This window comes from Ruegeria sp. CDSC042 (assembly GCF_059610745.1).
Genome location: NZ_JBXWOF010000011.1, coordinates 125431 through 147034, shown reverse-complemented (window position 1 = coordinate 147034; position 21604 = coordinate 125431). Strand labels below are relative to the sequence as shown.

The 21604-nt window shown below is 57.0% G+C and carries 19 protein-coding genes, 2 tRNA genes and 1 riboswitch; of the genes, 12 read left to right on the top strand and 9 right to left on the bottom strand.

The window, feature by feature from the left end:
- Positions 1–252: 252 nt before the first annotated feature.
- Entirely contained in the window at positions 253–1188 is a 936-nt protein-coding gene (locus AC2FHX_RS18790; RefSeq protein ID WP_142640206.1) for a LysR substrate-binding domain-containing protein, read from the bottom strand.
- 239 nt (positions 1189–1427) lie between these two features.
- Between AC2FHX_RS18790 and AC2FHX_RS18785 the strand changes: the two genes are divergently transcribed.
- The 5 genes from AC2FHX_RS18785 to AC2FHX_RS18765 all read left to right on the top strand — a co-directional run bounded on the left by AC2FHX_RS18785 (position 1428) and on the right by AC2FHX_RS18765 (position 8244).
- Positions 1428–2381, top strand: a complete 954-nt coding sequence (locus AC2FHX_RS18785) for an ABC transporter substrate-binding protein (protein WP_271951752.1) — start codon at positions 1428–1430, stop codon at positions 2379–2381.
- A gap of 83 nt (positions 2382–2464) precedes the next feature.
- Entirely contained in the window at positions 2465–3493 is a 1029-nt protein-coding gene (locus AC2FHX_RS18780; RefSeq protein ID WP_496703169.1) for a quaternary amine ABC transporter ATP-binding protein, read from the top strand.
- Positions 3493–5475 (top strand): ABC transporter permease, encoded by a 1983-nt coding sequence (locus tag AC2FHX_RS18775; protein WP_271951749.1) that lies wholly within the window; start codon positions 3493–3495, stop codon positions 5473–5475. Before AC2FHX_RS18780 ends, AC2FHX_RS18775 begins: the two co-directional genes overlap by 1 nt.
- 1 nt (position 5476) lies before the next feature.
- Positions 5477–5848 (top strand): cupin domain-containing protein, encoded by a 372-nt coding sequence (locus AC2FHX_RS18770; RefSeq protein ID WP_142640214.1) that lies wholly within the window; start codon positions 5477–5479, stop codon positions 5846–5848.
- Entirely contained in the window at positions 5845–8244 is a 2400-nt protein-coding gene (locus AC2FHX_RS18765) for a trimethylamine N-oxide demethylase (protein WP_496703172.1), read from the top strand. The genes AC2FHX_RS18770 and AC2FHX_RS18765 overlap by 4 nt, the downstream gene beginning before the upstream one ends.
- Before the next feature lie 411 nt (positions 8245–8655).
- Here the strand turns inward: AC2FHX_RS18765 and arsJ are convergent, their stop codons facing one another.
- From arsJ to AC2FHX_RS18750, 3 genes are read right to left on the bottom strand one after another with little or no spacing between them, the layout of a single operon-like run.
- Positions 8656–9915, bottom strand: coding sequence for an organoarsenical effux MFS transporter ArsJ (arsJ, locus tag AC2FHX_RS18760; protein ID WP_496703174.1), 1260 nt, complete (start codon positions 9913–9915; stop codon positions 8656–8658).
- Positions 9912–10910 (bottom strand): ArsJ-associated glyceraldehyde-3-phosphate dehydrogenase, encoded by a 999-nt coding sequence (locus tag AC2FHX_RS18755; protein ID WP_496703176.1) that lies wholly within the window; start codon positions 10908–10910, stop codon positions 9912–9914. Before AC2FHX_RS18755 ends, arsJ begins: the two co-directional genes overlap by 4 nt.
- Entirely contained in the window at positions 10907–11740 is an 834-nt protein-coding gene (locus tag AC2FHX_RS18750) for an arsenate reductase/protein-tyrosine-phosphatase family protein (protein ID WP_496703178.1), read from the bottom strand. Before AC2FHX_RS18750 ends, AC2FHX_RS18755 begins: the two co-directional genes overlap by 4 nt.
- 176 nt (positions 11741–11916) lie before the next feature.
- Here AC2FHX_RS18750 and AC2FHX_RS18745 point away from each other — a divergent pair.
- Positions 11917–11992: transfer RNA gene (locus AC2FHX_RS18745), tRNA-Thr, on the top strand.
- 251 nt (positions 11993–12243) lie between these two features.
- Here the strand turns inward: AC2FHX_RS18745 and AC2FHX_RS18740 are convergent.
- Positions 12244–12319, bottom strand: a tRNA-Lys gene (locus AC2FHX_RS18740).
- Positions 12320–12531: 212 nt separating this feature from the next.
- Between AC2FHX_RS18740 and dapF the strand changes: the two genes are divergently transcribed.
- Together dapF and mtaB are read left to right on the top strand one after the other, a co-directional pair.
- Positions 12532–13374 (top strand): diaminopimelate epimerase, encoded by an 843-nt coding sequence (gene dapF, locus AC2FHX_RS18735; RefSeq protein ID WP_496703180.1) that lies wholly within the window; start codon positions 12532–12534, stop codon positions 13372–13374.
- Entirely contained in the window at positions 13371–14627 is a 1257-nt protein-coding gene (gene mtaB / locus AC2FHX_RS18730) for a tRNA (N(6)-L-threonylcarbamoyladenosine(37)-C(2))-methylthiotransferase MtaB (protein ID WP_496703182.1), read from the top strand. The genes dapF and mtaB overlap by 4 nt, the downstream gene beginning before the upstream one ends.
- Before the next feature lie 79 nt (positions 14628–14706).
- Here the strand turns inward: mtaB and AC2FHX_RS18725 are convergent, their stop codons facing one another.
- From AC2FHX_RS18725 to petA, 3 genes are read right to left on the bottom strand one after another with little or no spacing between them, the layout of a single operon-like run.
- Positions 14707–15492: a cytochrome c1 gene (locus AC2FHX_RS18725; RefSeq protein ID WP_142640228.1), complete on the bottom strand. Its 786-nt coding sequence runs from the start codon at positions 15490–15492 to the stop codon at positions 14707–14709.
- Between the two features lie 17 nt (positions 15493–15509).
- Entirely contained in the window at positions 15510–16841 is a 1332-nt protein-coding gene (gene petB, locus AC2FHX_RS18720; protein ID WP_142640230.1) for a cytochrome b, read from the bottom strand.
- Between the two features lie 11 nt (positions 16842–16852).
- Positions 16853–17437: a ubiquinol-cytochrome c reductase iron-sulfur subunit gene (gene petA, locus AC2FHX_RS18715; RefSeq protein WP_142640296.1), complete on the bottom strand. Its 585-nt coding sequence runs from the start codon at positions 17435–17437 to the stop codon at positions 16853–16855.
- Between the two features lie 485 nt (positions 17438–17922).
- On the opposite strand from petA, the gene AC2FHX_RS18710 reads away from it, so the two are divergent.
- The gene (locus AC2FHX_RS18710; RefSeq protein WP_496692653.1) at positions 17923–18366 is read left to right on the top strand and encodes a c-type cytochrome; all 444 of its coding nucleotides are present in this window, start codon (positions 17923–17925) and stop codon (positions 18364–18366) included.
- A 13-nt stretch (positions 18367–18379) separates the two neighbouring features.
- Here the strand turns inward: AC2FHX_RS18710 and AC2FHX_RS18705 are convergent, their stop codons facing one another.
- On the bottom strand, positions 18380–18994 hold the full coding sequence (locus AC2FHX_RS18705; protein WP_142640234.1) for an FMN-binding negative transcriptional regulator: 615 nt from the start codon (positions 18992–18994) through the stop codon (positions 18380–18382).
- Between the two features lie 54 nt (positions 18995–19048).
- Positions 19049–19194, top strand: a riboswitch (FMN riboswitch).
- 128 nt (positions 19195–19322) lie between these two features.
- On the opposite strand from AC2FHX_RS18705, the gene AC2FHX_RS18700 reads away from it, so the two are divergent.
- The 3 genes from AC2FHX_RS18700 to AC2FHX_RS18690 all read left to right on the top strand — a co-directional run bounded on the left by AC2FHX_RS18700 (position 19323) and on the right by AC2FHX_RS18690 (position 21604).
- Entirely contained in the window at positions 19323–19763 is a 441-nt protein-coding gene (locus AC2FHX_RS18700; protein WP_496703184.1) for a 6,7-dimethyl-8-ribityllumazine synthase, read from the top strand.
- A 94-nt stretch (positions 19764–19857) separates the two neighbouring features.
- Complete coding sequence (aroC, locus tag AC2FHX_RS18695) at positions 19858–20958, top strand: chorismate synthase (RefSeq protein ID WP_496692651.1); 1101 nt, start codon at positions 19858–19860, stop codon at positions 20956–20958.
- Positions 20942–21604, top strand: a complete 663-nt coding sequence (locus tag AC2FHX_RS18690; RefSeq protein WP_496692650.1) for an HD domain-containing protein — start codon at positions 20942–20944, stop codon at positions 21602–21604. The genes aroC and AC2FHX_RS18690 overlap by 17 nt, the downstream gene beginning before the upstream one ends.

The following is a 21604-nucleotide window of genomic DNA, read 5'->3' as shown; positions in this document are numbered from 1 at the left end:
CCAATCTCCTGAATCGGCTTCTTCTTCGCCTCACGCGCAATTTCGATGTCAGATTTATAGCTCATTGGGTTTCGGTCTCCCTGCATAAAATAGGCCAATAGTGTTCCAACCAGAACGGCAAGGAGCCGAACCAGATTCGCATATATTTTTCTTTAAAGTAAATATTTATTCCCTAGGGTCAATATGCGAGTTTAACACTCCCTGAAAGTGCTACTCGATTCATCATTAGGAAACAGAGGCTGGCCACAGCGATCAGGCGTATCTTTTCCGACCCGCGCTGAGACCAAGCAACCAATCTTCAACGATGCGCTGCTCTGGGAAAGCTTTGTGAAGAGGCCTTTTTAACAGGTAGTATCCGGACTGTGTTCGCACTGATGCGCCCTGAACCGGTCTGACCAAAGTGCCGCTTTCAAGCAAAGGATCAACAAGATGGGCCCAACCCAATGCAATTCCCAGTCCATCGACAGCTGCTTGCACTGACAATGGATAGGTATTGAACTCCACTGCCTGTTCCATCGAGGAGGTCGATACCCCATTGCCACTGAACCAAGTGCGCCATGTCATCCACTCTGCATGGCCACTGGCCACTTCAATAAGGTCCAGTTCCGGCAGCGCAGATATATCTGCCGCCTTGGGGTTGCTCTTGAGATACTCTGGGCTGCAGACCGGAAATACGGTTTCTCCGAACAAAAGCTGTGCCTCGTATCCCGGCCAATCGCCATCTCCACGCAGGATCGTCAAGTCCATCGAATCCGACAGGCACTCTGCGTCGCTGTCAGAAGAGACCAGCGAAATACGGATGCGGCCATTTGATTTGTTGAACTTGCGAAGTTGCGGCATCAGCCAAAGAGAAGCGACAGAGTTGGTGGCGGAGATCGATACCGTGTTGGCCTGATGTTTGGCCAGCATATCCCGGCTGACATCCCGCATCAGGTCCAGCGACTTCTCCACGGTTGCCAGCAGGATGGCCCCTTGTTGGGTAAGCGAAACAGATCGGTGCCCTCGCACAAACAACGGCACATCATAGTGTTGCTCTAGCAACCGCACTTTGCGGCTGATCGCCGTTTCAGAGATGTTCAGAACCTTACTGGCCTGCGCAAAGCTCTGCGCCTTTGCGGCAGCTTCAAACGCCAACAAATAGTCGAGCGGTGGAAGGACTTTCCCTGTGACTGAAGTTTTCTTTGGCATTTCAGAGCGGATTCCCGAACTGGACGTTATAGCGATCGAAAAACATTTGGCCTCATCTGCTGGCAATCGATCAGGCAACTAATTGTTAAGATAGCAAAAAGTTGGGTTAGCCTCAAGAATTTATAGCCAAAGACCCTCAAATTTCTGTTCTGCGTCTGGGGCGATTCTGCGCAGAATGCACAAATTCGGGGCCGGAAGAGTCCACAACCTAAAAAATGAACATCACTCAGGGAGCAAACATGAAACTTACAAACCTCCTTTCTGCTGCAACTTTGGCAGCAGTAGCGGGAACAGGGGCGACTGCAGAAGACAGCAGCGACCCGATCGTGATCCCAATTCACAATTGGTCCAGCCAGATCGTGATGTCGAACGTTGTCGGCCTGATCTTTGAAGAGATGGGCAACAACGTCGAATACGTCACCACCGACAGCCAGGCGGTCTATGAATCGGTGCGCCTGGGCGATGTGGCGTTGGAGATGGAAGTCTGGGAAGGCGCGTTTGGCGCGTCCTACAGGGCGGCATTGGAAAAAGGTGGCCTGCATGACGCAGGCGATCATGACGCCGTTACACGTGAGGATTGGTGGTATCCCATGTGGACCAAGGAATCCTGCCCGGGCCTGCCAGATTGGAATGCATTGAACGACTGCGCACACCTGTTCGCGACAGCCGAAACCGGCGACAAGGGTCGGTATCTGGATGGTCCAGTTGACTGGTTGAAGCACGGTAAAGAACGCGCCGAAGCACTTGATCTGAACTTTACCGTGATCAATGCGGGTTCCGCCGCAGCCCTTTGGGCCGAGATTGGCGCGGCTGAGGCCGACAAAACGCCGGTACTGGTTTTTAACTGGACGCCAAACTTTGCCGAAGCCGTCTGGCCTGGTGAGTTCGTTGAGTTCCCAGCATGGGAAGACGGATGCGACAAAGACCCAGCCAAGGGTCCTAACCCGAATGCGTTGTATGATTGCGGCAACCCCGCCAAAGGTTACCTGAAAAAGGCAGCCTGGGATGGTATGAAAGACAAATGGCCGGCCGCGTATTGCGCCCTGACAGAGATTTCTTTCACCAATCCGCAGATTGCCGAGATGGCGAAGCTGGTCGATACTGATGAGCTTGAACCGGAAGAAGCCGCCGAAGAATGGCTGGACGCCAACCGCGCTGTCGTCGATCCTTGGATCAGTTCCTGCAGCTCATAATCCCGGCTACATCCACCGAAACTGGCGCGGCCTTGACCATCTGATCGATGCAAGGCCGCGCTCAACAAGAAAGTTAGGCAGCCATGTCCGCCACAGCGCCTGTCATCTCAGCCAAAAATGTATGGAAACTGTTTGGGCACTCGCCAGAGAGCTACCTGAAGTCCATGCCCGCTGGCCGCGGTTTTGATGAAATCCGTGCAGATGGGTATATCGCCGGTGTCAAGGATGTCTCGATTGAGGTTGGCCGTGGCGAAATGCTGGTCATCATGGGTTTGTCAGGGTCAGGCAAGTCGACGCTGGTACGTTGCTTCTCGCGCCTGCACGACATTACAGGCGGAACGATTGAGGTTGAAGGTCAGGACATCATGAGCCTGAGCGAGCGCGATCTGATTGAATTGCGCCGAAACAAGATGGGCATGGTGTTTCAGTCTTTCGGACTGCTGCCACATCGCACGGTTTTGGACAACGTGGCCTTTCCGTTGGAAATGCGCGGACAAGATCGTCATGATCGGCGCGAACGCGCGCTGGAAGTCATCAAGTTGGTGGGCCTTGAAGGTCGGGAAGAATACTTCCCACGGGAATTGAGTGGCGGCCAACAGCAAAGAGTGGGAATCGCCCGGTCGCTCGCCATTGAACCCGATATCTGGTTTCTGGACGAGCCATTCTCGGCGCTTGATCCACTGATCCGCCGCGAAATGCAGGATGAATTCCTGCGATTGCAAGAGATGCTGGGCAAAACCATCGTTTTCATCACGCATGATTTTGACGAAGCACTACGTCTGGCAGACCGGATTGCAATCATGCGCAACGGCGCGGTCGAACAATGTGACACCCCCGACAAGATTGTGATGAACCCTGCCACCGAGTACGTGGCCAAGTTTACCGAAGATGTCGACAAGGCCCGGGTCGTGCATGCCAAAGGCCTGGCAAAACCTGTGAACGGTCATGCCTTGGAGGGCGCACCAATCAATGGTGGATCAACCATTCACGAGCTGGCGCGAGTTCTTGTCAACGATAACCGCATTCTTTTGCCGGTGGCGGATGACAAAGGCGTTGTCACCGGTGTTTTGGAACGTGACGCCGCATTGAATGTTCTGCTTGGAGCTGAATGATGGCGGCGCTGTCCACCGAAGTACCGGACACTTCAGACGGGACGTGGGGAAAAACCAGAGTCCTGACTACACTGCTGGCCGCCGCCTTCGTGCTGATCGTTGCCAAAGCTGTCGGAGTTCTGCCCGAATGGCTAAACCGCATCCCCGAAGCCGCGATTCCGCCGACGGCGCAGGTTCTGGATGCAGTCTTCTACTTTATCCAAAATGATCTTGGCCTGATCTATGTCACACGATTTATCGCCGAAGGTCCGCTTGAGTTCCTGCTGGATACGTCAGCGAACCTTCTGGAAGGCAAGCGCCGTTGGCCCAATCTAGGCCCGATCCCATGGTCCGCAATCGCCGCAGTGGCAGCCGTCGTCGGCTACGCCGTAGGTGGTTGGCGTCTGGCCGCATTAGGCGCGGGAACCTTCATCTGGACGGCCGCAATCGGGCAGTGGAAGATCGCCATGCAGACGATGTCTGTCATCGTGGTTGCCGCACCGCTGGCGTTTCTTTTGGGCTTGATACTGGGCATCGCCGCCTGGAAATACCGCTGGTTCGAGCGGATGCTGAAACCCATGCTGTCCGTGCTGCAAACCCTGCCCTTCTTTACGTATCTCTTGCCAGCAGTGATCTTTTTTAAGGTCGGACCGACAGCTGGGGCCGTCGCAACAATTACTTTTGCCATCCCGCCGATGATCCTGATGACCACTCTGGGCTTGAAAAAAGTCAGCCCCGAAGTGATCGAAGCAGGCCAGATGTCTGGATGTACCAAATGGCAGATGTTGCGCCACGTCTACGTTCCAGCCGCGCGGACCGAGGTTCTGGTCGGCGTCAATCAGGTGATCATGTTGTGTCTTGCGATGGTTGTTCTGACCGCCTTTATCGGAATGCCCGGTCTTGGCGCGAAACTGCTGGCGATGATGGGTAGTTTCAAGCTGGGCCGTTCTTTCGAGATTGGCGTAACCATCGTCCTTCTGGCTGTCACGTTGGATCGGATGTCAAAGGCCTGGGTCGTCAAACAGCCAGTGCACTTCGAACGCGGCACCCCATGGTGGAAGCGCCACCAGATTTCGCTGGTCGCACTGGGTCTGTTTGTTGGGTTCACTCTGCTGTCTCAGGTCTTCCCGATCCTGGCCGAAATTGGCCGCAAGCAGCATCTAAGCCAGGGCAAGGAAATCGACGTGGTTATCAAGTCGTTCCTGGCCATCGACATGATCAAAGGGACAACCGAATGGTTGCGCTGGTTTCTGAACGTCAAGGTTCTGATTCCATTCCGGAATACGCTACTCGCCATTCCAACTCCCGCGTTCATCCTTCTGGTTGTTTCCTTTGCTTATTGGGTTGGTGGCCGAAAGCCCGGCATCTACGCAGCAGTCTTCTTTACGATTGTCGCGTTCTCGGGCTGGTGGGATCGGTCGGTTATTACTTTGTATACCGTGATCTCGGCCGTTGCGCTGGCAACCATGATCGGTATCCCCCTGGGCGTTGTCGCTGCGCGGTCCGCGCGTTGGTCCAAGAGCATTTTGCTGGCTTGCGACACTGCGCAAACCTTCCCCAGCTTCATTTACTTGATCCCTGCGATCATGTTGTTCGGGGTCAATGATGTCGCGGTTGTGTTCTCGATTCTGATCTTCGCCGCTGTCCCGCTGATCCGGTACACCATTATTGGCCTCAGCAACGTGCCGCCGGAAATGACCGAGGCAGCAGATATGTCCGGCTCGACCCGCCGGCAAAAACTTATGTCGGTTCAGTTCCCTCTGGCGCTGCCAACTATGGCGGTCGGGTTTAATCAAGCCATCATGTTCGCCTTCTTCATGGTCATTATCGCGGCCTTCATTGGAACGCAGGATCTGGGGCAGGAACTTCAACGAACTCTGGCAGGTACCGAACTGGGCAAGAACTTTGTGCTCGGCATGAATGTCTCGCTGATGGCGCTTACCTTCGACATGGCGATCAGCAGCTGGGCTGATCAGCGCAAAAAGCGGTTGGGGCTCGACTAAGATGGCACAACAACAGAGCGCACGCACCGTTATCCGCTTCGATGACCCCGGATTTGTCCGGATGCGGATGGACGGCCTGCCCGATGCGCAGGTCTGGTGGAAGAATATCAGTTTCGATGAAGAAACCGGACAAGGCAGCTATCTGATGAAGATGGCGCCAGGCACACGTTCGAACCCTCATGTCCATTACGGGCCGGAAGAGTTCTTTGTGCTTGAGGGCGATCTGACCGACCACGACGGGTTTCGATATCGCAGCGGCGATTTTGTCAGCCTTGCTGCCGGGTTCAGCCACTATTCGCGAACCGAGGCGGGATGCCTCTTGGTGGTCACCCATCGCGGTGCAACCGAAGCCATTCAGGAAAACACACTATGAATGTGAAGCCGGCCTTCGAAGTTCCGTTCGAACGCAGCGGAGTTCTGGCCCCCGGCCTTCCGATCCTGCCACATGGAACGGAACGCCACCCGGTCCCCGGAATGGGGTCGCGCGCTGTTCCGGTTTCCAAAGGTGATACGATAACCTTGTTGGACCGCGACGGGATGCAACAGGCCGAGATGGTCTTCTTTGCCCCTGACCGGAGTTCTGATGCGGCCATGCTTGGCGCGCAGGGACATGGACGTCCGGATGGTTTGATTACGACGCTGGCAAATGGATCGCCGTCTGGCAAGAAAGTGCTGCGCGCTTTGGAAGTTGCTGGATTTGACATCGGAAAAGGTGACGCGATCCGGGCGTTTACCGACGGGTCGCGCCCCGGTGACATGGTGCATTTCGTCGCTGAACGTGATGGCCTTCTGATCGTGGCTGCACCCGGCAAGGCAATGCGTCCCGAAGATAACAACCCTCCCACAGATATCATCCTGTACATTCAGCGCTCTGCACCCGGTTTGGAAAAGCCCGATATCGGACCACCCGATCCGCTGGCCGATCCGCTTAAGGATTTCAATATTCAGCCGGGAAATGCGCACTCATACGAAGTGAAGGCCGGTGAATTCATCCAGATCGTCGATATTCGTGGCCGAGAGTGTTCCGATTTTCAGGCATTCAGCCGCCGCGCACTGGATCAGGGGATCGAGCGTGAAATCGACCCGACAACAACACGCAGCCTGATGGGCAGCTTGTATCCTCAACCCGGGATTTTCTCAAAGTACTGGTCAGTAGATCAAGAGCCTCTGATCGAAATCGTTCAAGATACCTGTGGGCGCCATGACACGTTCGGTCTGGCCTGTACGGCGCGATATTACGAAGACCTTGGCTATCCCGGCCATGTGAATTGTTCGGACAATATCAACAAGGATCTGGACCAATATGGCATCAAGCCGCGCGGTGGCTGGCCAGCGATCAACTTCTTTTTCAACACGATGCTGGATGACACCAACGCCATTGGCATGGACGATCCGTGGTCGCGACCCGGTGACTTCGTCCTGCTGCGCGCCCTGACCGATCTGGTCTGCGTCAGCACCGGCTGTCCCTGCGACATTGATCCAGCAAATGGCTGGAATCCAACCGATATTCAGGTGCGAACTTACAAGGCGACCGAGGATTTCAAAAGATCCTACGGCTATAGAAAATCTGCGGAGGCGGATGTGGAAGAAACTAAGAAAACAGCATTTCACGACTGCTTTGCACGGCACACCCGTGATTTCGTCGAATACAATGGCTATTGGCTGCCCAACACGATGACCAATCATGGCGCGATTGCCGAATATTGGGCTTGCAGGGACAAGGTTGCTGTCATGGACCTCAGCCCGCTGCGCAAATACGAAGTCGTGGGACCTGACGCCGAAGAACTGATGCAGCTTTGCGTGACCCGCAACATGAAAAAGCTGAGCGTTGGTCAGGTCGTTTATACGGCCATGTGCTACGAGCACGGCGGTATGATCGACGATGGCACCGTCTACCGGTTGGGTGAGACGAACTTCCGCTGGATCGGTGGGAATGACACCAGCGGGTTATGGCTGCAGGAACAGGCGCTCAAACGCAATATGAATGTCTGGGTGCGCAACTCTACGGACCAGTTGCACAACATTGCAGTTCAGGGGCGGCATAGCCGCGACATACTTTCCAAGATATTCTGGACACCGCCTCAGCAACCAACGATCGACGAACTGCCGTGGTTCCGGCTTTCGGTCGCGCGGGTTGGTGATGTGCAGGGGACTTCTGTTGTAATTTCTCGGACCGGCTATTCCGGAGAGCTTGGGTATGAAATCTTCTGCCATCCCAAGGATGCCGTCGAAATCTTTGATCGTGTCTGGGAGGTGGGGCAAGGGTATGGCATTGCGCCTCTGGGCCTGGCCGCATTGGACATGTTGCGGATCGAGGGCGGTCTGATCTTTGCCGGGTCAGAATTCGACGATCAGACCGATCCGTTCGAGGCCGGCATCGGCTTTACTGTGCCGCTGAAATCAAAGACCGACGACTTCATCGGGCGGGCGGCGATAGAGGAGCGCAAGGCCCACCCACACCGCAAACTGGTTGGATTTGAGATCGAAGGGGGTACGGTCCCCTCACCCGGTGACTGCGTGCGCGTTGGGAAAGCGCAGGTCGGAGAGATTACCAGCGCGATGAAATCACCCATCCTCGGCAAGGTCATCGCTTTGGGTCGGGTTTCGGTTACCCATGCCATCGTTGGAGCGGACATCGAAATCGGGCAGCTGGACGGCCAACAAAAGCGGTTGAAAGCCAAGATCGTGCCATTCCCGCATTTCGATCCAACAAAGGATCGTGTGAAGGGAATGTACGCAGAAGCGACGGTTCCGAACGCTGCAGAATAGCCACGGTGGTGTGACATTAACTTCTACCCGACCAAGGAATGCTGATGCTCGGACCTCATGCAACTCGAGTGGTGGCTTTCCAGGTCAAATGCCTCTGGGCAGTGATATCGGATTGTTAAGACTGAGCGGTCGGCCACGAACCACTGCAAACCTTATTGCTTGGGTACCAATCAAAATAGTCTTTTGCTTCAGTGAGCTTTCGAACGCGTGGCATTGCGCGCTTCCCGAGTGTGCCACTGAGATTTTGAAACAACTAATTGGATCCGCTGAAATGCCCTGCGGCATCGCCAACAAAGCGTTTCTACCGGATAGCGTAACATGTAGGGGCTAATTCCACTTGTCCCGTCACAGAATTCATCCGCAAATATAATGACGTCCATGCCGCATTCGCGAGCAAGCTTGGTGAGAATGCTAACCCACCGCCAAACGGTCCTGCATCCTGTCCGAGGCCATCGCGGACAGAGCGACCATTGTTGCGGCTGTTCCCAGAACCATTGCCAAACCACCGATCTGGTAAGTGAGGCCAGACAGCACTGTGCCCAGCAATCGGCCGGCCGCGTTGGCCATGTAATAGAAACCGACATCCATCGTGACCCGCTCGGCCTGAGAAAAGGACAGGATCAGATAGGAGTGCAGCGAGGAGTTCACGGCAAAGATCACTCCAAAGATCAGCAAGCCGATCACCAGCGTAATGGTCAACCAAGTGGCGGACCCCGAGGACAAAGCCACAGCGACGGTCAGGGCGGCAGGCACGCAGAACAAGGTTACGGCCCAATCGCGCGCGGCGCGGATCAATTGGGGCTCGGACCGGTCAGAGGCGCGCAGGATCTTTGGGGCGCTGGCCTGAACTGCGCCGTATAGGATGATCCAGGCCGCCATGAATGTCCCGATCATGAAAAAGGCCGCTCGGTTCCCGGTTTCGGACCCGTCGGACAATACCGCATAGAAATAGATCGGAATCCCGACCACAAACCACACATCGCGCGCGCCAAACAGAAACATGCGGGACAGGCACAGCCAGTTGATATTGGGGGATTTCGAAAAAACCTCAGAGAATTTTGCGCCTTTACGCCCTTTGGGCAGGCCCGGCGGCATGAACAAAATCACCGAAATCAAGATGACGCCCAGAACGCTGGCCATGGCCAGGACAGCCCAGTTAAAGCCAAACGTTGCCAACAGACCTGCGCCCAGCAAAAAGCCCAACCCCTTTACGGCATTCTTGGACCCCGTCAGAAGGGCCACCCAACGAAACAGGCCACCATCCTCGGTCGGAGCCAGCAGTTTCACAGCGGATTTCGATGACATCTTGGCCAGATCCTTGGCCACGCCGCTGGCACCCTGAACGATCATGACAAAGGCCACTTTGGCAGGAATTGCCCAATTAGGGTCTAGTTGAGTCAGCAACAGCAGCGCCCCCACCTGCAGGCCAAGCCCCGCATAAAGTGTCGAGGTCAACCCAAACCGAGCCGCTAGCCAGCCCGCCGCCAGATTGGTGCCGATGCCGGCGATTTCATACAGTACAAACAGATAAGCCAGCTGGACCGGAGAGAAGCCCATCGTATGAAAATGCAGCAGCACCAGCATACGGAGTGCGCCGTCGGTCAGCATGAATGCCCAATAGGCCGCCGTGACCGCGATATAGGCGGACAACCCTTCGGGCTTCTGGGTCACAGGGCTGCTCCGACCATCAGGGCGACGTCGACCAGACGGTGCGCGTATCCCATCTCATTGTCATACCAGGCGTAGATCTTCACCTGTGTGCCATTCACCACCATGGTCGACGGGGCATCGATGATCGAGGAGCGCGGGTCATTGGTATAGTCTGTCGAGACCAGAGGGCGGGTCTCATAACCCAGAATACCCTTCAAATCTCCATCGGCGGCTTCTTTGAAAAACGCGTTGACCTCTTCGACGGTTGTTTCCCGCTCCACTTCGAACACGCAATCGGTCAGCGAGGCATTCAGCAGCGGCACCCGGACCGCGTGGCCGTTCAACCGGCCTGTCAGCTCGGGGTAGATCAAGGTGATTGCCGTGGCCGAGCCGGTGGTGGTTGGGATCAGCGAATTCAGGGCCGAGCGCGCGCGGCGCAGGTCTTTGGCGGGTCGGTCCACGATGGTCTGCGTATTCGTCACATCATGGATCGTGGTCATCGACCCGTGCCGAATGCCCAGATTTTCGTGGATCACCTTGACCACCGGCGCCAGGCAGTTGGTGGTGCAGGACGCAGCCGTCACGATGTGATGCGCGCTCGGATCATATGTGCCTTCGTTCACGCCCATCACGATATTGGCGGTCGGGCCATCCTTGACCGGTGCCGAGACGACAACCTTCCTGACGCCTGCATCAAAATATGGCGCCAGCTTGGTCTCGGTTTTGAAGGCGCCGGTGCAGTCAATCACCACGTCGACCCCGTCCAGTGGCAGCGCGTTCAGGTCGCGGGTACCGACAAACGGCAAGCGCATACCCTCTATGGTGACGCTGTCTTTGTCATAGTCAAAATCGGCATCCCAACGGCCATGAACCGTGTCGAATTCCAGCAGATGCGCATGCATTTCCGGATCACCGACCCCGTCATTGATCCAGGCGATCTTCGCGCCTTTCTCCAACAGGGGTTTCAGGGCCAGCTTGCCCATCCGGCCAAGGCCATTCACGGCGAAGGTAGTCATAATGTGTCCTCATCGGGTGTTCGGGCGATATCATCGACGGCAGATTGCAAGGCGATCCGGTCGAGGCTTTCGACCGGCAGAGCGGCAAAGGCCTCAATCCGACGCCTCAGCGCACCATAGGCGTTCTGGAAGGCCAGGCTCTTCTCGGCCTTGGTGCCGGTTGCCTTGACCGGGTCGACCACCCCCCAATGTCCGCTGATCGGCTGCCCATCCCAGGCCGGGCAATCTTCGTTGGCGGCCTGATTGCAGACGGTAAAGACGAAATCCATCTCGGGCGCGTCGGGGGCGGCAAATTCTGACATATGTTTCGAGCGCAGGGTGGATACATCATGCCCTTTGTCCTTCAGGACCTTCACCGCTATGGGGCTGAGCCCGGATGAGGGGTGTGTGCCCGCAGAATATGCGGTGAAACGCTCATCCGCCAGCGTGCGCAGGATAGATTCGGCAAAGATCGAACGGGCGGAATTGCCGACGCACAGGAACAGAACATTATACTTCCGGCCCGCTGGCCTGTCGCTGGTTTTGCCGGACGGGAGGCAGATTTCCGGACGTCCACGGCAGCAATCGTTCAGAAGGTAATCCAGCATGTGTTGCACATTCTTCATCTCGATCGAGTAGAGCAAAGAGGTGCCAGAGCGATCCTGCCGAACCAGCCCCGCATGGCGCAGCGCGTTCAGATAGTTCGACAGCGTGTTGGGCTTGATCCCCAGCCCCGAGGCAAGCTCGCCCGCCGGGACGGTGTCGGGAAAGCGTCGCATCAACATGCGAAACACCGACAGCCGTTGCGGATGGCCCAAAGTGGCCAGTTGTTCTGTTGCTTCAATATCCATTTTTCATGAATTATGGAAATAATAGATTGCCGTCAACCCTGTTGCGTTCCCCGGTGTCAGCCGACCGCCCATGGAACGAAGGTTGCGAAGGGTGGAGCCGGGTATTTCTGAGGTCACGAAACCCGGGGTTTCACCGCTTGCAAGCACCCGCACGAGGGTTTAAACGGGCCTCGCTTGCCTCAATAGCTCAGCTGGTAGAGCAGGTCCTTCGTAAGGACAAGGTCGGGGGTTCGAGTCCCTCTTGAGGCACCATTTACTTTCAGAGGTAAGCAGAAATCGCAACCACTTGAACGTAAAGTGATTTCCGCACTTCGAAGGGCTTTGTCCCGTCAACTTGCCGTTTGGTTTCTCACACCCGTTATTGGACGAAGGTGACATCGAAGAAGCCATCGCCGATCAGCTACAATCGCCACGGATCTCCTCGGCAGATCATCGCACATGCGGTGTGGTTATACGTTCGCATCAATCTGATCCTGCGTAACGCCTTGGTGCTATGTAAAAAGTGGTGAGCCGTGCAGGATTCGAACCTGCGACCCACTGATTAAAAGTCAGTTGCTCTACCAACTGAGCTAACGGCCCACTCTTTTGTTTGGATCCTTTGGATCCGTGGCGCTCTGTAAGGCATTTTCCCGACTGGGTTCAAGGCCTTATTTCACACCTCGTTACGCCTGTAGTTTCTTTCGAAACGGCGTCCCGATAGGCGGCCTACTTAGGCAGGTGGCGCAAGGGGGTCAACCCCTTTTTTCACGAATCTGCGCCACAGGGTGGATTCCCATCCGCAGCAACGTTATATGCCCGCCATGCAAGGAATTCAGAACACCGGATTGCCCTTTATGAAGATGCATGGGCTGGGCAATGACTTTGTCATTGTGGATGCGCGCGCGCATGAGGTCGGGGTGACACCAGCCTTGGCTCAAGCCATTGGGCATCGGCAGTTTGGGGTTGGTTTCGACCAGCTCGCCGTCATCGAAAAAGGCGCCTCAGATGCGCATCTGGTGTTCTATAACGCCGATGGCTCGACCTCGGCCGCCTGTGGCAATGCCACCCGCTGTATCGCGCGGTTTCTGATGGAGGAAACCGGCAAACAAACCCTTACCCTGACCACCGAGCGGGGAACGCTATACGCAAGCGATGCGGGGGACGGGCTGACCTCGGTAAACATGGGGCCGCCGCAGCTGAACTGGCAGGATATCCCGCTGGCCGAAGACGTGGACACGCTGGAGCTGCCGATTGAGGGCGCCCCAACCGCCACTGGCATGGGCAACCCGCATTGCACCTTTTTCGTCGAAAATGCCGAGGCGATCCCGCTGGCAGAGTTCGGTTCGCGCTATGAATACCACCCGCTCTACCCGCAGCGGACCAACGTGCAGGTCGCGCAGATCATCGGGCCAGATCACATCCGCATGCGGGTGTGGGAACGCGGCGTGGGCATCACCCTGGCCTCTGGGTCATCCTCCTGTGCAACCGCCGTGGCCGCAGCCCGGCGCGGCCTGACCGGACGCAAGGTGCAGATCGAGTTGGACGGCGGCACAATCTGGATCGACTGGCGCGACGATGGCGTCTGGATGACCGGCCCCACGGCCCATGTCTTCTCGGGCCTGCTGACGCCGGAATTCCTGAGGTCGCTGGGATGAACCCGCCCAAATTCGCCACGCTGGGCTGCCGCCTGAACGCCTATGAGACCGAGGCGATGAAAGAGCTGTCACAACAGGCCGGTCTGACCGATGCGGTGGTGGTGAACACCTGCGCCGTGACCGCCGAAGCCGTGCGCAAGGCCCGGCAGGAAATCCGCAAACTGCGCCGCGAAAACCCGAATGCCCGGCTGATTGTGACCGGCTGCGCTGCGCAGACAGAACCGCAGACCTTTTCCCTGATGGAAGAGGTCGACGCGGTGATCGGCAACACGGAAAAGATGCAGCCCGAAACCTGGAAAGGCATGGCGGCGGATTTCATTGGTGAAACCGAGGCCGTCCAGGTTGATGACATCATGTCGGTTACCGAAACCGCTGGCCACCTGATCGACGGGTTTGGCACTCGTTCCCGCGCCTATGTACAGGTTCAGAATGGCTGTGACCACCGCTGTACCTTCTGCATCATCCCATATGGCCGCGGTAATTCGCGCAGCGTCCCCGCGGGCGTTGTTGTGGACCAGATCAAGCGTCTGGTCGATAAGGGCTATAATGAGGTCGTTTTGACCGGCGTCGACCTGACCTCATGGGGGGCTGACCTGCCTGCCCAGCCAAAGCTGGGTGATCTCGTTATGCGCATCCTCAAACTGGTGCCGGATTTGCCGCGCCTGCGGATCAGCTCGATCGATTCGATCGAGGTCGATGAAAACCTGATGCAGGCCATTGCCACAGAACGCCGCCTGATGCCTCACTTGCATCTGTCGCTGCAGCATGGCGACGATCTGATCCTGAAGCGGATGAAACGCCGCCATTTGCGTGACGATGCGATCCGCTTTACCCAAGAGGCCCGCAAGCTGCGCCCCGAGATGACCTTTGGCGCTGACATCATCGCCGGTTTCCCGACCGAGACCGAGGCCCATTTCGAAAACTCGCTAAGGCTGGTTGCCGATTGCGATCTGACATGGCTGCATGTCTTCCCCTACTCCAAACGCGAAGGTACACCCGCTGCCCGCATTCCGCAGCAGGTCAACGGCAATGTCATCAAAACCCGCGCCGCCCGTCTGCGTGCCGCTGGCGAGGTGCAGATTGCCAAGCACCTGACCGCCCAGGTTGGCAAGATACATCACATCCTGATGGAAAACCCGCATATGGGCCGGACCGAGCAGTTCACCGAAGTCACGTTCAAAACCGCTCAATCCGAAGGGCAAGTCGTGACCGCCACCATCATCGGCCGCTCCGCAACACAGCTCAGCGCCTGATCCGCCCCTTCCACCTGCATGCAACAAAAAACCCCCGCTGCCAGTGGCGCGGGGGTTTTTAACTTTTCAGAAAAGGCGCTTAGTGTTTCTTCTTACCTTTAACGCCTGCCCACAGACGCTTGTTGACCAGGTACAACAGGACCGACAGAAGCGTCAGGAAGACAACACCGACAAAGCCCGAATACTTACGCTCCATCATCTTCGGTTCAGCCGTCCACATCAGGAAGGCTGCAACGTCTTCCGACATATGCTCGACGTCATTTGCGTGGCCATCGGCAAACTCGACCTGCTCATCCGAAAGCGGGGGCGCCATCGAAATCCAACCACCGGGGAAGGCGGTGTTTTCGTACAGAACCGTTCCCGCTTCTTCCTTTTCGTGGCCGGTATAACCATCCAGCAACGAGGCGATGTATTCCGGGCCGCCCATGCCGTTGACCAGCTGGTTGATCCCCAGACCGTAAGGGCCGTGGAAACCAGCGCGCGCCTTGGCCATCAGGCTCAGGTCGGGTGCGCCAACGCCATCATTGGCGGGGAAATGGTCAACGGGTTTAGCCGGGCGGAAATCGTCCAGCTCGGGGTCGAACACTTCAAAGTTGCCCGCCGCATAGGCGGTGACTTCGTCTTCCGAATAGCCCAGCGCTTCGAGGTCACGCAGAGGCACATAGCGCAGGCCGTGACAGGCCGCGCAAACCTCGGTGTAAATCTGCAGGCCGCGCTGCAACTGGTGTTGATCCCAGGTTCCGAACGGGCCTTCGAATGAGAATTGGAAGTCCTCGATATGCTGTTCGCCTCCGCCTGCCGCGTTAGACGCGACAGGAGCAAGTGCGATAGCAAACGCGGCACCGATTGCAAGTTTCTTGAACATGTTTCCGGTCCCTCTTCTTACTCGGCCGGCGTGGCATCGGCGTCAGCCTTGCCATAATGCGCGTTGAAGTCTTCTTCGATGGTTTCCGGCTGTGCATCGGGTTTTTCGATGACACCCAGAACCGGCAGGATCACGAAGAAATAGCCGAACCAGTAGGCCGATGCGATTAACGAGAAGGTCGCATAGGGCTCTTCTGCGGGCATCGCACCCAGCCACATCAGGGCAAAGAAGTCGACGATCAGCAGGTAGAACCACCATTTGAACATCGGCCGGTATTTACCCGAACGTACGGTTGACGTGTCCAGCCATGGCGCCAGAGCCATAGCCAGGATCGCACCAAACATCGCCAGAACACCAAAGAACTTGGCGTCAATGATGCCGCCGGTGATGAAGCTGGCGAATTGAACAACCCAGACCTCGCCGGTAAAGGCACGCAGGATCGCGTAGAACGGCAAGAAGTACCATTCGGGCACGATATGTGCCGGTGTTACCAGCGGGTTGGCTTCGATGTAGTTATCCGGGTGGCCCAGATAGTTCGGCATGAAACCAACAATCGCCCAGAACACAACCAAGATGACCGCCAGTGCGAACAGGTCCTTGATCACGAAGTAAGGCCAGAAGGGCAGCGTGTCTTTCTCGGCCTCGGCTTTCGAACCGCGGCGAACCTCAACACCTGTCGGGTTGTTGTTGCCGGTGGTGTGGAAAGCCCAGACATGCACGATGACCAGCGCCGCAATTACAAAGGGCAGCAGGTAGTGCAGCGAGAAGAAGCGGTTCAGCGTGGCGTTGTCCACAGCCGGTCCGCCCAGCAGCCAAGTCTGGATCGCGTCACCCACAAACGGGATCGCACCAAACAGGCCGGTGATCACGGTCGCACCCCAGAAGGACATCTGACCCCAGGGCAGAACATAGCCCATAAAGGCAGTGCCCATCATACAGAGATAGATCAGCATCCCAATGATCCACGTAACCTCGCGCGGGGCTTTGTACGAGCCATAGAACAGGCCGCGGAAGATGTGGATGTATACCGCGACAAAGAACAGCGATGCGCCGTTCATGTGCAGATACCGCAGCATATAGCCGCCATTCACGTTGCGCATGATGTGCTCGATGCTGGCAAAGGCCAGATCAACATGCGGAGTGTAGTGCATCACCAGAACGATACCGGTGACAATTTGCAGGACCAGGCAAAACGCCAGGACGATGCCCCAGATCCACCACCAGTTCAGGTTCTTGGGGGTTGGGATCATCAGGGTGTCATAGATCAGGCCGACGATGGGCAGGCGGCTGTTCAGCCACTTCTCGCCACTTGTCTTCGGCTCATAGTGATCGTGGGGAATTCCGGACATCTGGGTCTCCCTTAGCCGAGTTTGATGGTGCTGGCGTCCGTCCACTCAGCGGGCGGAACGGGCAGGTTTTCAGGTGCAGGACCTTTGCGGATACGGCCAGCCATATCGTAATGCGAACCGTGGCAGGGGCAGAACCAGCCGCCAAAGTCACCAGCATCGCCCAGCGGGACACAACCGAGATGAGTACAGACGCCCATCTGGACGATCCAGGCACCTGCGGCTTCGCCTTCCGGCGACGGCATCACGCGGTTTGCATCCGTGGCCGGTGCATCAGCATTCAGATTGAAGTTACGGGCCAGCGGGTCAGGCAGGGCATCCACGCCATCGGCGTCCTGCTTCTGCGCTTCGTCGATTTCGACACCGGTGCGGTGACGGATGAACACGGGTTTGCCCAACCATTTGACGGTCAGCTGGGTTCCGGGCTCGACACCGCTCACATCCACGCGGATCGAGGACAGGGCCTGAACGTCTGCCGAGGGGTTCATTTGGTTGATCAGGGGCCATACGGCTGCACCCGTCGCAACGACACCTGCGCCGCCAGCGACGTAGTAGAGGAAATCTCTGCGGGTGCCTTCGTGGTCTTCTGCGTGGGACACGAGGTTTTCTCCGATTCCGGCGCCCGGCAATACCGGGCAAACATGCATCAGCACCGCATCAAAGCGGCGTCTCATCGCGGCTATCTATCCGGGAGAAATCGGTTCGTCCAGCGGTCATAGGCGCGCACTACGCCGCATCTTGGCATTCATGTCACAACGAAAGGCGTTTTTTTCAAGGGATGGGCCGGATTACCCGTGAAGGTTTGCCCTGCCGCGCGGGTGGTTCACGGAGTGATTCGGATGGCAACCAGGCAACGAAAACACCCTCACAACACAGAACCGAAGACTGTTGATCGGCGAAAATCTGCAAAATTCTGACCTGATTTTGCCACGCAAAAATCCACTTCGATTGAATCTACCTTGGTAAAAATAATGAGTTAAAAATAGATATTTTTCAACACACTAGACGAGTCTCAATTCGATTGCACATTTGGCTGGAATGTCCCAAGGGCCTGTAACAGGACCAACCTTAACGGGATTTTTCCATGCCAAAGCTTTTTACAGCCACTCTGACCTTCGCCCTGACTCTTTCATCGCAATCCTTCGCCGCCGGCGATCCGGCAAAGGGGGAAAGCCTCTACAATCGGTGCTCTTCGTGCCATGCAATTATCAAAGATGGAAAAGTTCTGGTCAAAGGCGGCATCACCGGGCCGAATCTCTATGGGGTCGTAGGTCGGGTGGCCGGAACAGAAACCGATTACCTGAACGGAAGCGAACGCCTACCAATCGGGATGTACACCGATGACATGATCCGTGCAGGCCAGGAAGGGCTGGTCTGGACACAGGAAAACATCGTCGAATATTCGCAGGACCCGATTGTTTTCCTGAGGGACTATCTGGATGACGAAACCGCCCGCCCGAACATGAGCGTCAAACTGAAAAAAGGGGCTGAGGATGTCGCCGCTTATCTGGCGACCTTCAGCAACTGACCAGCCCGTCCGCTCACCTAGACCGCATGAGCGCGGCGAGGTGAGTGGTCTCGCTTCCGAACCCGTCTACCGCCACATGATCTGCGGCGGCTAGACGGACATCGTCCGGCTTGTTCTGGTTCAGCTTCCAGGTGCCCTGAATGTCATCTACCTGCAATTTGCAGGGCACAATCATGCGCATCATCTTGTCCAGAGCCTCCGCGCTCATCTTGCTGGCGCTCCAGGGTGGCTTGGGGTTCAACCGGCGCTCATAAAAATCCGACTGACGATCGAGTAAATCGCGCAACGCGTCCTGCGGAAGAAGCGAAAGCGTTCCGGTCAGGTGCACCGCCACATAGTTCCAAGTGGGCACCTGATCCTCAATCCCGTACCAGTCGGGCGAGATATATCCGTCAGGCCCCGATACAGCGATTCGAACCGTGCGCGGTTCATTCAATGCCCGGACGATCGGATTGGACCGCACCAGATGCAGCGAGGCTTCTGCGCCATCTTCTGACAACAGAAACGGCACATGGCTAAGCAAAGGCCCCTGGTCCGCTGACAAAGCCAAAACACCAAATGCGCGCTCGCGCGCAAAAGCAATATGACTGTCACGATCCTCGGCGCGGAAGGCGGGATTGGGGTGCATGGCGGTCCTCCTGCAAAAGCTCTTGCAGAACCGCGCACCTATTGGCAAGGTGCGCCTCGTTCTCAGGGCGGGGCGGAATTCCCCACCGGCGGTATGCGGGCGATGACCCGTAAGCCCGCGAGCGGCCCCTTTTCGGGGTGTCAGCAGATCTGGTGAGAGGCCAGAGCCGACGGTTACAGTCCGGATGAAAGAGAACGTGCAGTGTGCCGGTAACCCCGCGCGCCTGCTCGTGATCGCCTTGGGTGACGTGTCATGTCGTGCTGGCAGCGAAAAGTGGGAACCGGTTTTCGCAACCGCCAGCAGACCACCAAACCGGAAGGAGATCTTGATGACACACACCCGCTATGCGTTTGTTAAGGCCAGCTGGCATGCCGATATTGTCGACCGTGCACTCGACGGGTTTCTGGAATTGATACCCGCCGATCAAGTGGACGTGTTCGACGTTCCAGGCGCATTCGAAATGCCCCTGCTGGCCCGCGATCTTGCCCAGACTGGGCGCTATGCAGCTGTGACCTGCGCGGCCTTTGTGGTGGATGGCGGCATCTACCGGCATGATTTCGTGGCGCAAGCTGTGGTCGACGGGTTGATGCGCGCAGGTCTGGATACCGGTGTTCCGGTTCTGTCTGTTTCGCTGACGCCACACCAGTATCAAGAGACGGACCACCACAATACCATCTACCGCGCGCATTTCGTGGATAAGGGGCACGAGGCCGCACAGGCGGCGTTGAAAATCACAGCCATGAGGACGCAGCTGTCCTCGGCGGCCTGACCGGAAAGGGTTGGGGTGCTGGGCCCCAACCGCAAATCCGCTTGAGGCTACGGGCCTTGCCCGCTAATCACGATGCTCAGAAGGAGCACGCCTTATGTCGATGAACAACTTTGGCCATCTTTTCCGCGTCACCACCTGGGGTGAAAGCCACGGGCCCGCCTTGGGTGCCACTGTTGATGGCTGCCCGCCGGGGGTGACCATCGACGCAGAGGTGATCCAGCACTGGCTGGACAAGCGCAAACCAGGACAGAATAAATACACCACCCAGCGGCGCGAGCCCGATCAGGTGAAAATCCTGTCCGGCGTGTTCGAAGGGCAGACGACCGGAACTCCGGTCCAGCTGATGATCGAGAACACTGATCAGCGGTCAAAAGACTATGGCGATATCATGGAAAAATTCCGCCCGGGCCATGCTGATATCACCTATTGGCAAAAATACGGTATCCGCGATTATCGTGGTGGTGGCCGCAGTTCGGCGCGCGAAACCGCCTCGCGCGTTGCCGCCGGGGGCCTGGCCCGCGAAGCCATCAAGCAGATCGCGCCGAATGTCCAGATCACCGGGTACATGACTCAGATTGGCCCGCACAAGATCGACCGCACGAATTTCGATTGGTCACAGATTGAACAGAACCCATTCTGGACGCCCGATGCGACAGCCGCCGAAGATTGGGCCGCCTATTTAGACGGGTTACGCAAGTCCGGCAATTCGGTCGGGGCAGTGGTTGAGGTCGTTGCGCGAGGTGTCCCTGCCGGGATTGGTGCGCCAGTTTATGCCAAGTTAGACACTGATCTTGCCGCAGCGATGATGTCGATCAACGCAGTCAAAGGTGTTGAGATCGGCGAAGGCATGGCCGCCGCTGAACTGACCGGCGAGGCCAATGCCGATGAAATCTTCATGGGGCAGAATGGCCCGCAATACAGCTCGAACCACGCAGGCGGCATACTGGGCGGGATTTCGACCGGGCAGGATATAGTCGTACGCTTTGCGGTCAAACCGACCTCGTCGATTCTGACCACGCGCAAAACGATCACCAAGTCTGGAGAAGAGACCGAGATCATCACCAAAGGCCGCCATGACCCTTGTGTCGGCATCCGTGCGGTTCCGGTTGGCGAAGCGATGATGGCTTGCGTAATCCTTGACCACCTGCTCTTGCACCGGGGTCAGATCGGCGAGAACCGTGGCCATATCGGCTGAGCTGCGCACCCGGCTGCGCGGCATCGTCGCGCAGCGCATGAAAACAGATCCTGCCCATGATCTGGCGCATCTGGATCGCGTTTGGATCAATGTACAGGCCATCGCGGACACGCAAGCAGATATTCGGGTTCTGCTTGCGGCAAGCTATCTTCATGACCTGGTCAACTTGCCCAAAGATGACCCTGATCGTCACCTCGCCTCACGCCAATCTGCGGCTGAATCAGAGCCTATTTTAGCGAAATTGGGGTTTTCTCAGCCTGAAATCGATGCCACTCAACACGCCATCGCCGCGCATAGTTTCTCGGCCGGGATACTGCCTGAAACGCCCGAGGCCCGCATCCTTCGCGACGCAGATCGGCTGGATGCGCTGGGGGCCATCGGTATTGCGCGCAACTTCGCTGTGTCAGGTGCTCTGGGTCGCGACTTGTATGATCCCGAGGATGCTTTTGCCACTGCCCGCGATCTGGATGATCAGCAATTCTCGATTGATCACTGGAAGGTCAAACTGTTGAGCCTGCCGGCAGACATGCTGACGCCCACCGGGCGCGAATTGGCACAGGCGCGTGTAGCACGGATGATCCGGTTTCTTGAGGCGTTCAGCGAAGAGATCGGCCAACCCCTGCCCGACACGTGGAAATCTGCCTGA

Bases quoted from the DNA above. Each gene is read 5' to 3' on its own strand.
- AC2FHX_RS18790 (WP_142640206.1), bottom strand. From the start codon at position 1,188: ATGCCAAAGAAAACTTCAGTCACAGGGAAAGTCCTTCCACCGCTCGAC.
- AC2FHX_RS18785 (WP_271951752.1), top strand. From the start codon at position 1,428: ATGAAACTTACAAACCTCCTTTCTGCTGCAACTTTGGCAGCAGTAGCG.
- AC2FHX_RS18780 (WP_496703169.1), top strand. From the start codon at position 2,465: ATGTCCGCCACAGCGCCTGTCATCTCAGCCAAAAATGTATGGAAACTG.
- AC2FHX_RS18775 (WP_271951749.1), top strand. From the start codon at position 3,493: ATGGCGGCGCTGTCCACCGAAGTACCGGACACTTCAGACGGGACGTGG.
- AC2FHX_RS18770 (WP_142640214.1), top strand. From the start codon at position 5,477: ATGGCACAACAACAGAGCGCACGCACCGTTATCCGCTTCGATGACCCC.
- AC2FHX_RS18765 (WP_496703172.1), top strand. From the start codon at position 5,845: ATGAATGTGAAGCCGGCCTTCGAAGTTCCGTTCGAACGCAGCGGAGTT.
- AC2FHX_RS18755 (WP_496703176.1), bottom strand. From the start codon at position 10,910: ATGACTACCTTCGCCGTGAATGGCCTTGGCCGGATGGGCAAGCTGGCC.
- AC2FHX_RS18750 (WP_496703178.1), bottom strand. From the start codon at position 11,740: ATGGATATTGAAGCAACAGAACAACTGGCCACTTTGGGCCATCCGCAA.
- dapF (WP_496703180.1), top strand. From the start codon at position 12,532: ATGCCCGCCATGCAAGGAATTCAGAACACCGGATTGCCCTTTATGAAG.
- mtaB (WP_496703182.1), top strand. From the start codon at position 13,371: ATGAACCCGCCCAAATTCGCCACGCTGGGCTGCCGCCTGAACGCCTAT.
- AC2FHX_RS18725 (WP_142640228.1), bottom strand. From the start codon at position 15,492: ATGTTCAAGAAACTTGCAATCGGTGCCGCGTTTGCTATCGCACTTGCT.
- petB (WP_142640230.1), bottom strand. From the start codon at position 16,841: ATGTCCGGAATTCCCCACGATCACTATGAGCCGAAGACAAGTGGCGAG.
- AC2FHX_RS18710 (WP_496692653.1), top strand. From the start codon at position 17,923: ATGCCAAAGCTTTTTACAGCCACTCTGACCTTCGCCCTGACTCTTTCA.
- AC2FHX_RS18705 (WP_142640234.1), bottom strand. From the start codon at position 18,994: ATGCACCCCAATCCCGCCTTCCGCGCCGAGGATCGTGACAGTCATATT.
- AC2FHX_RS18700 (WP_496703184.1), top strand. From the start codon at position 19,323: ATGACACACACCCGCTATGCGTTTGTTAAGGCCAGCTGGCATGCCGAT.
- aroC (WP_496692651.1), top strand. From the start codon at position 19,858: ATGTCGATGAACAACTTTGGCCATCTTTTCCGCGTCACCACCTGGGGT.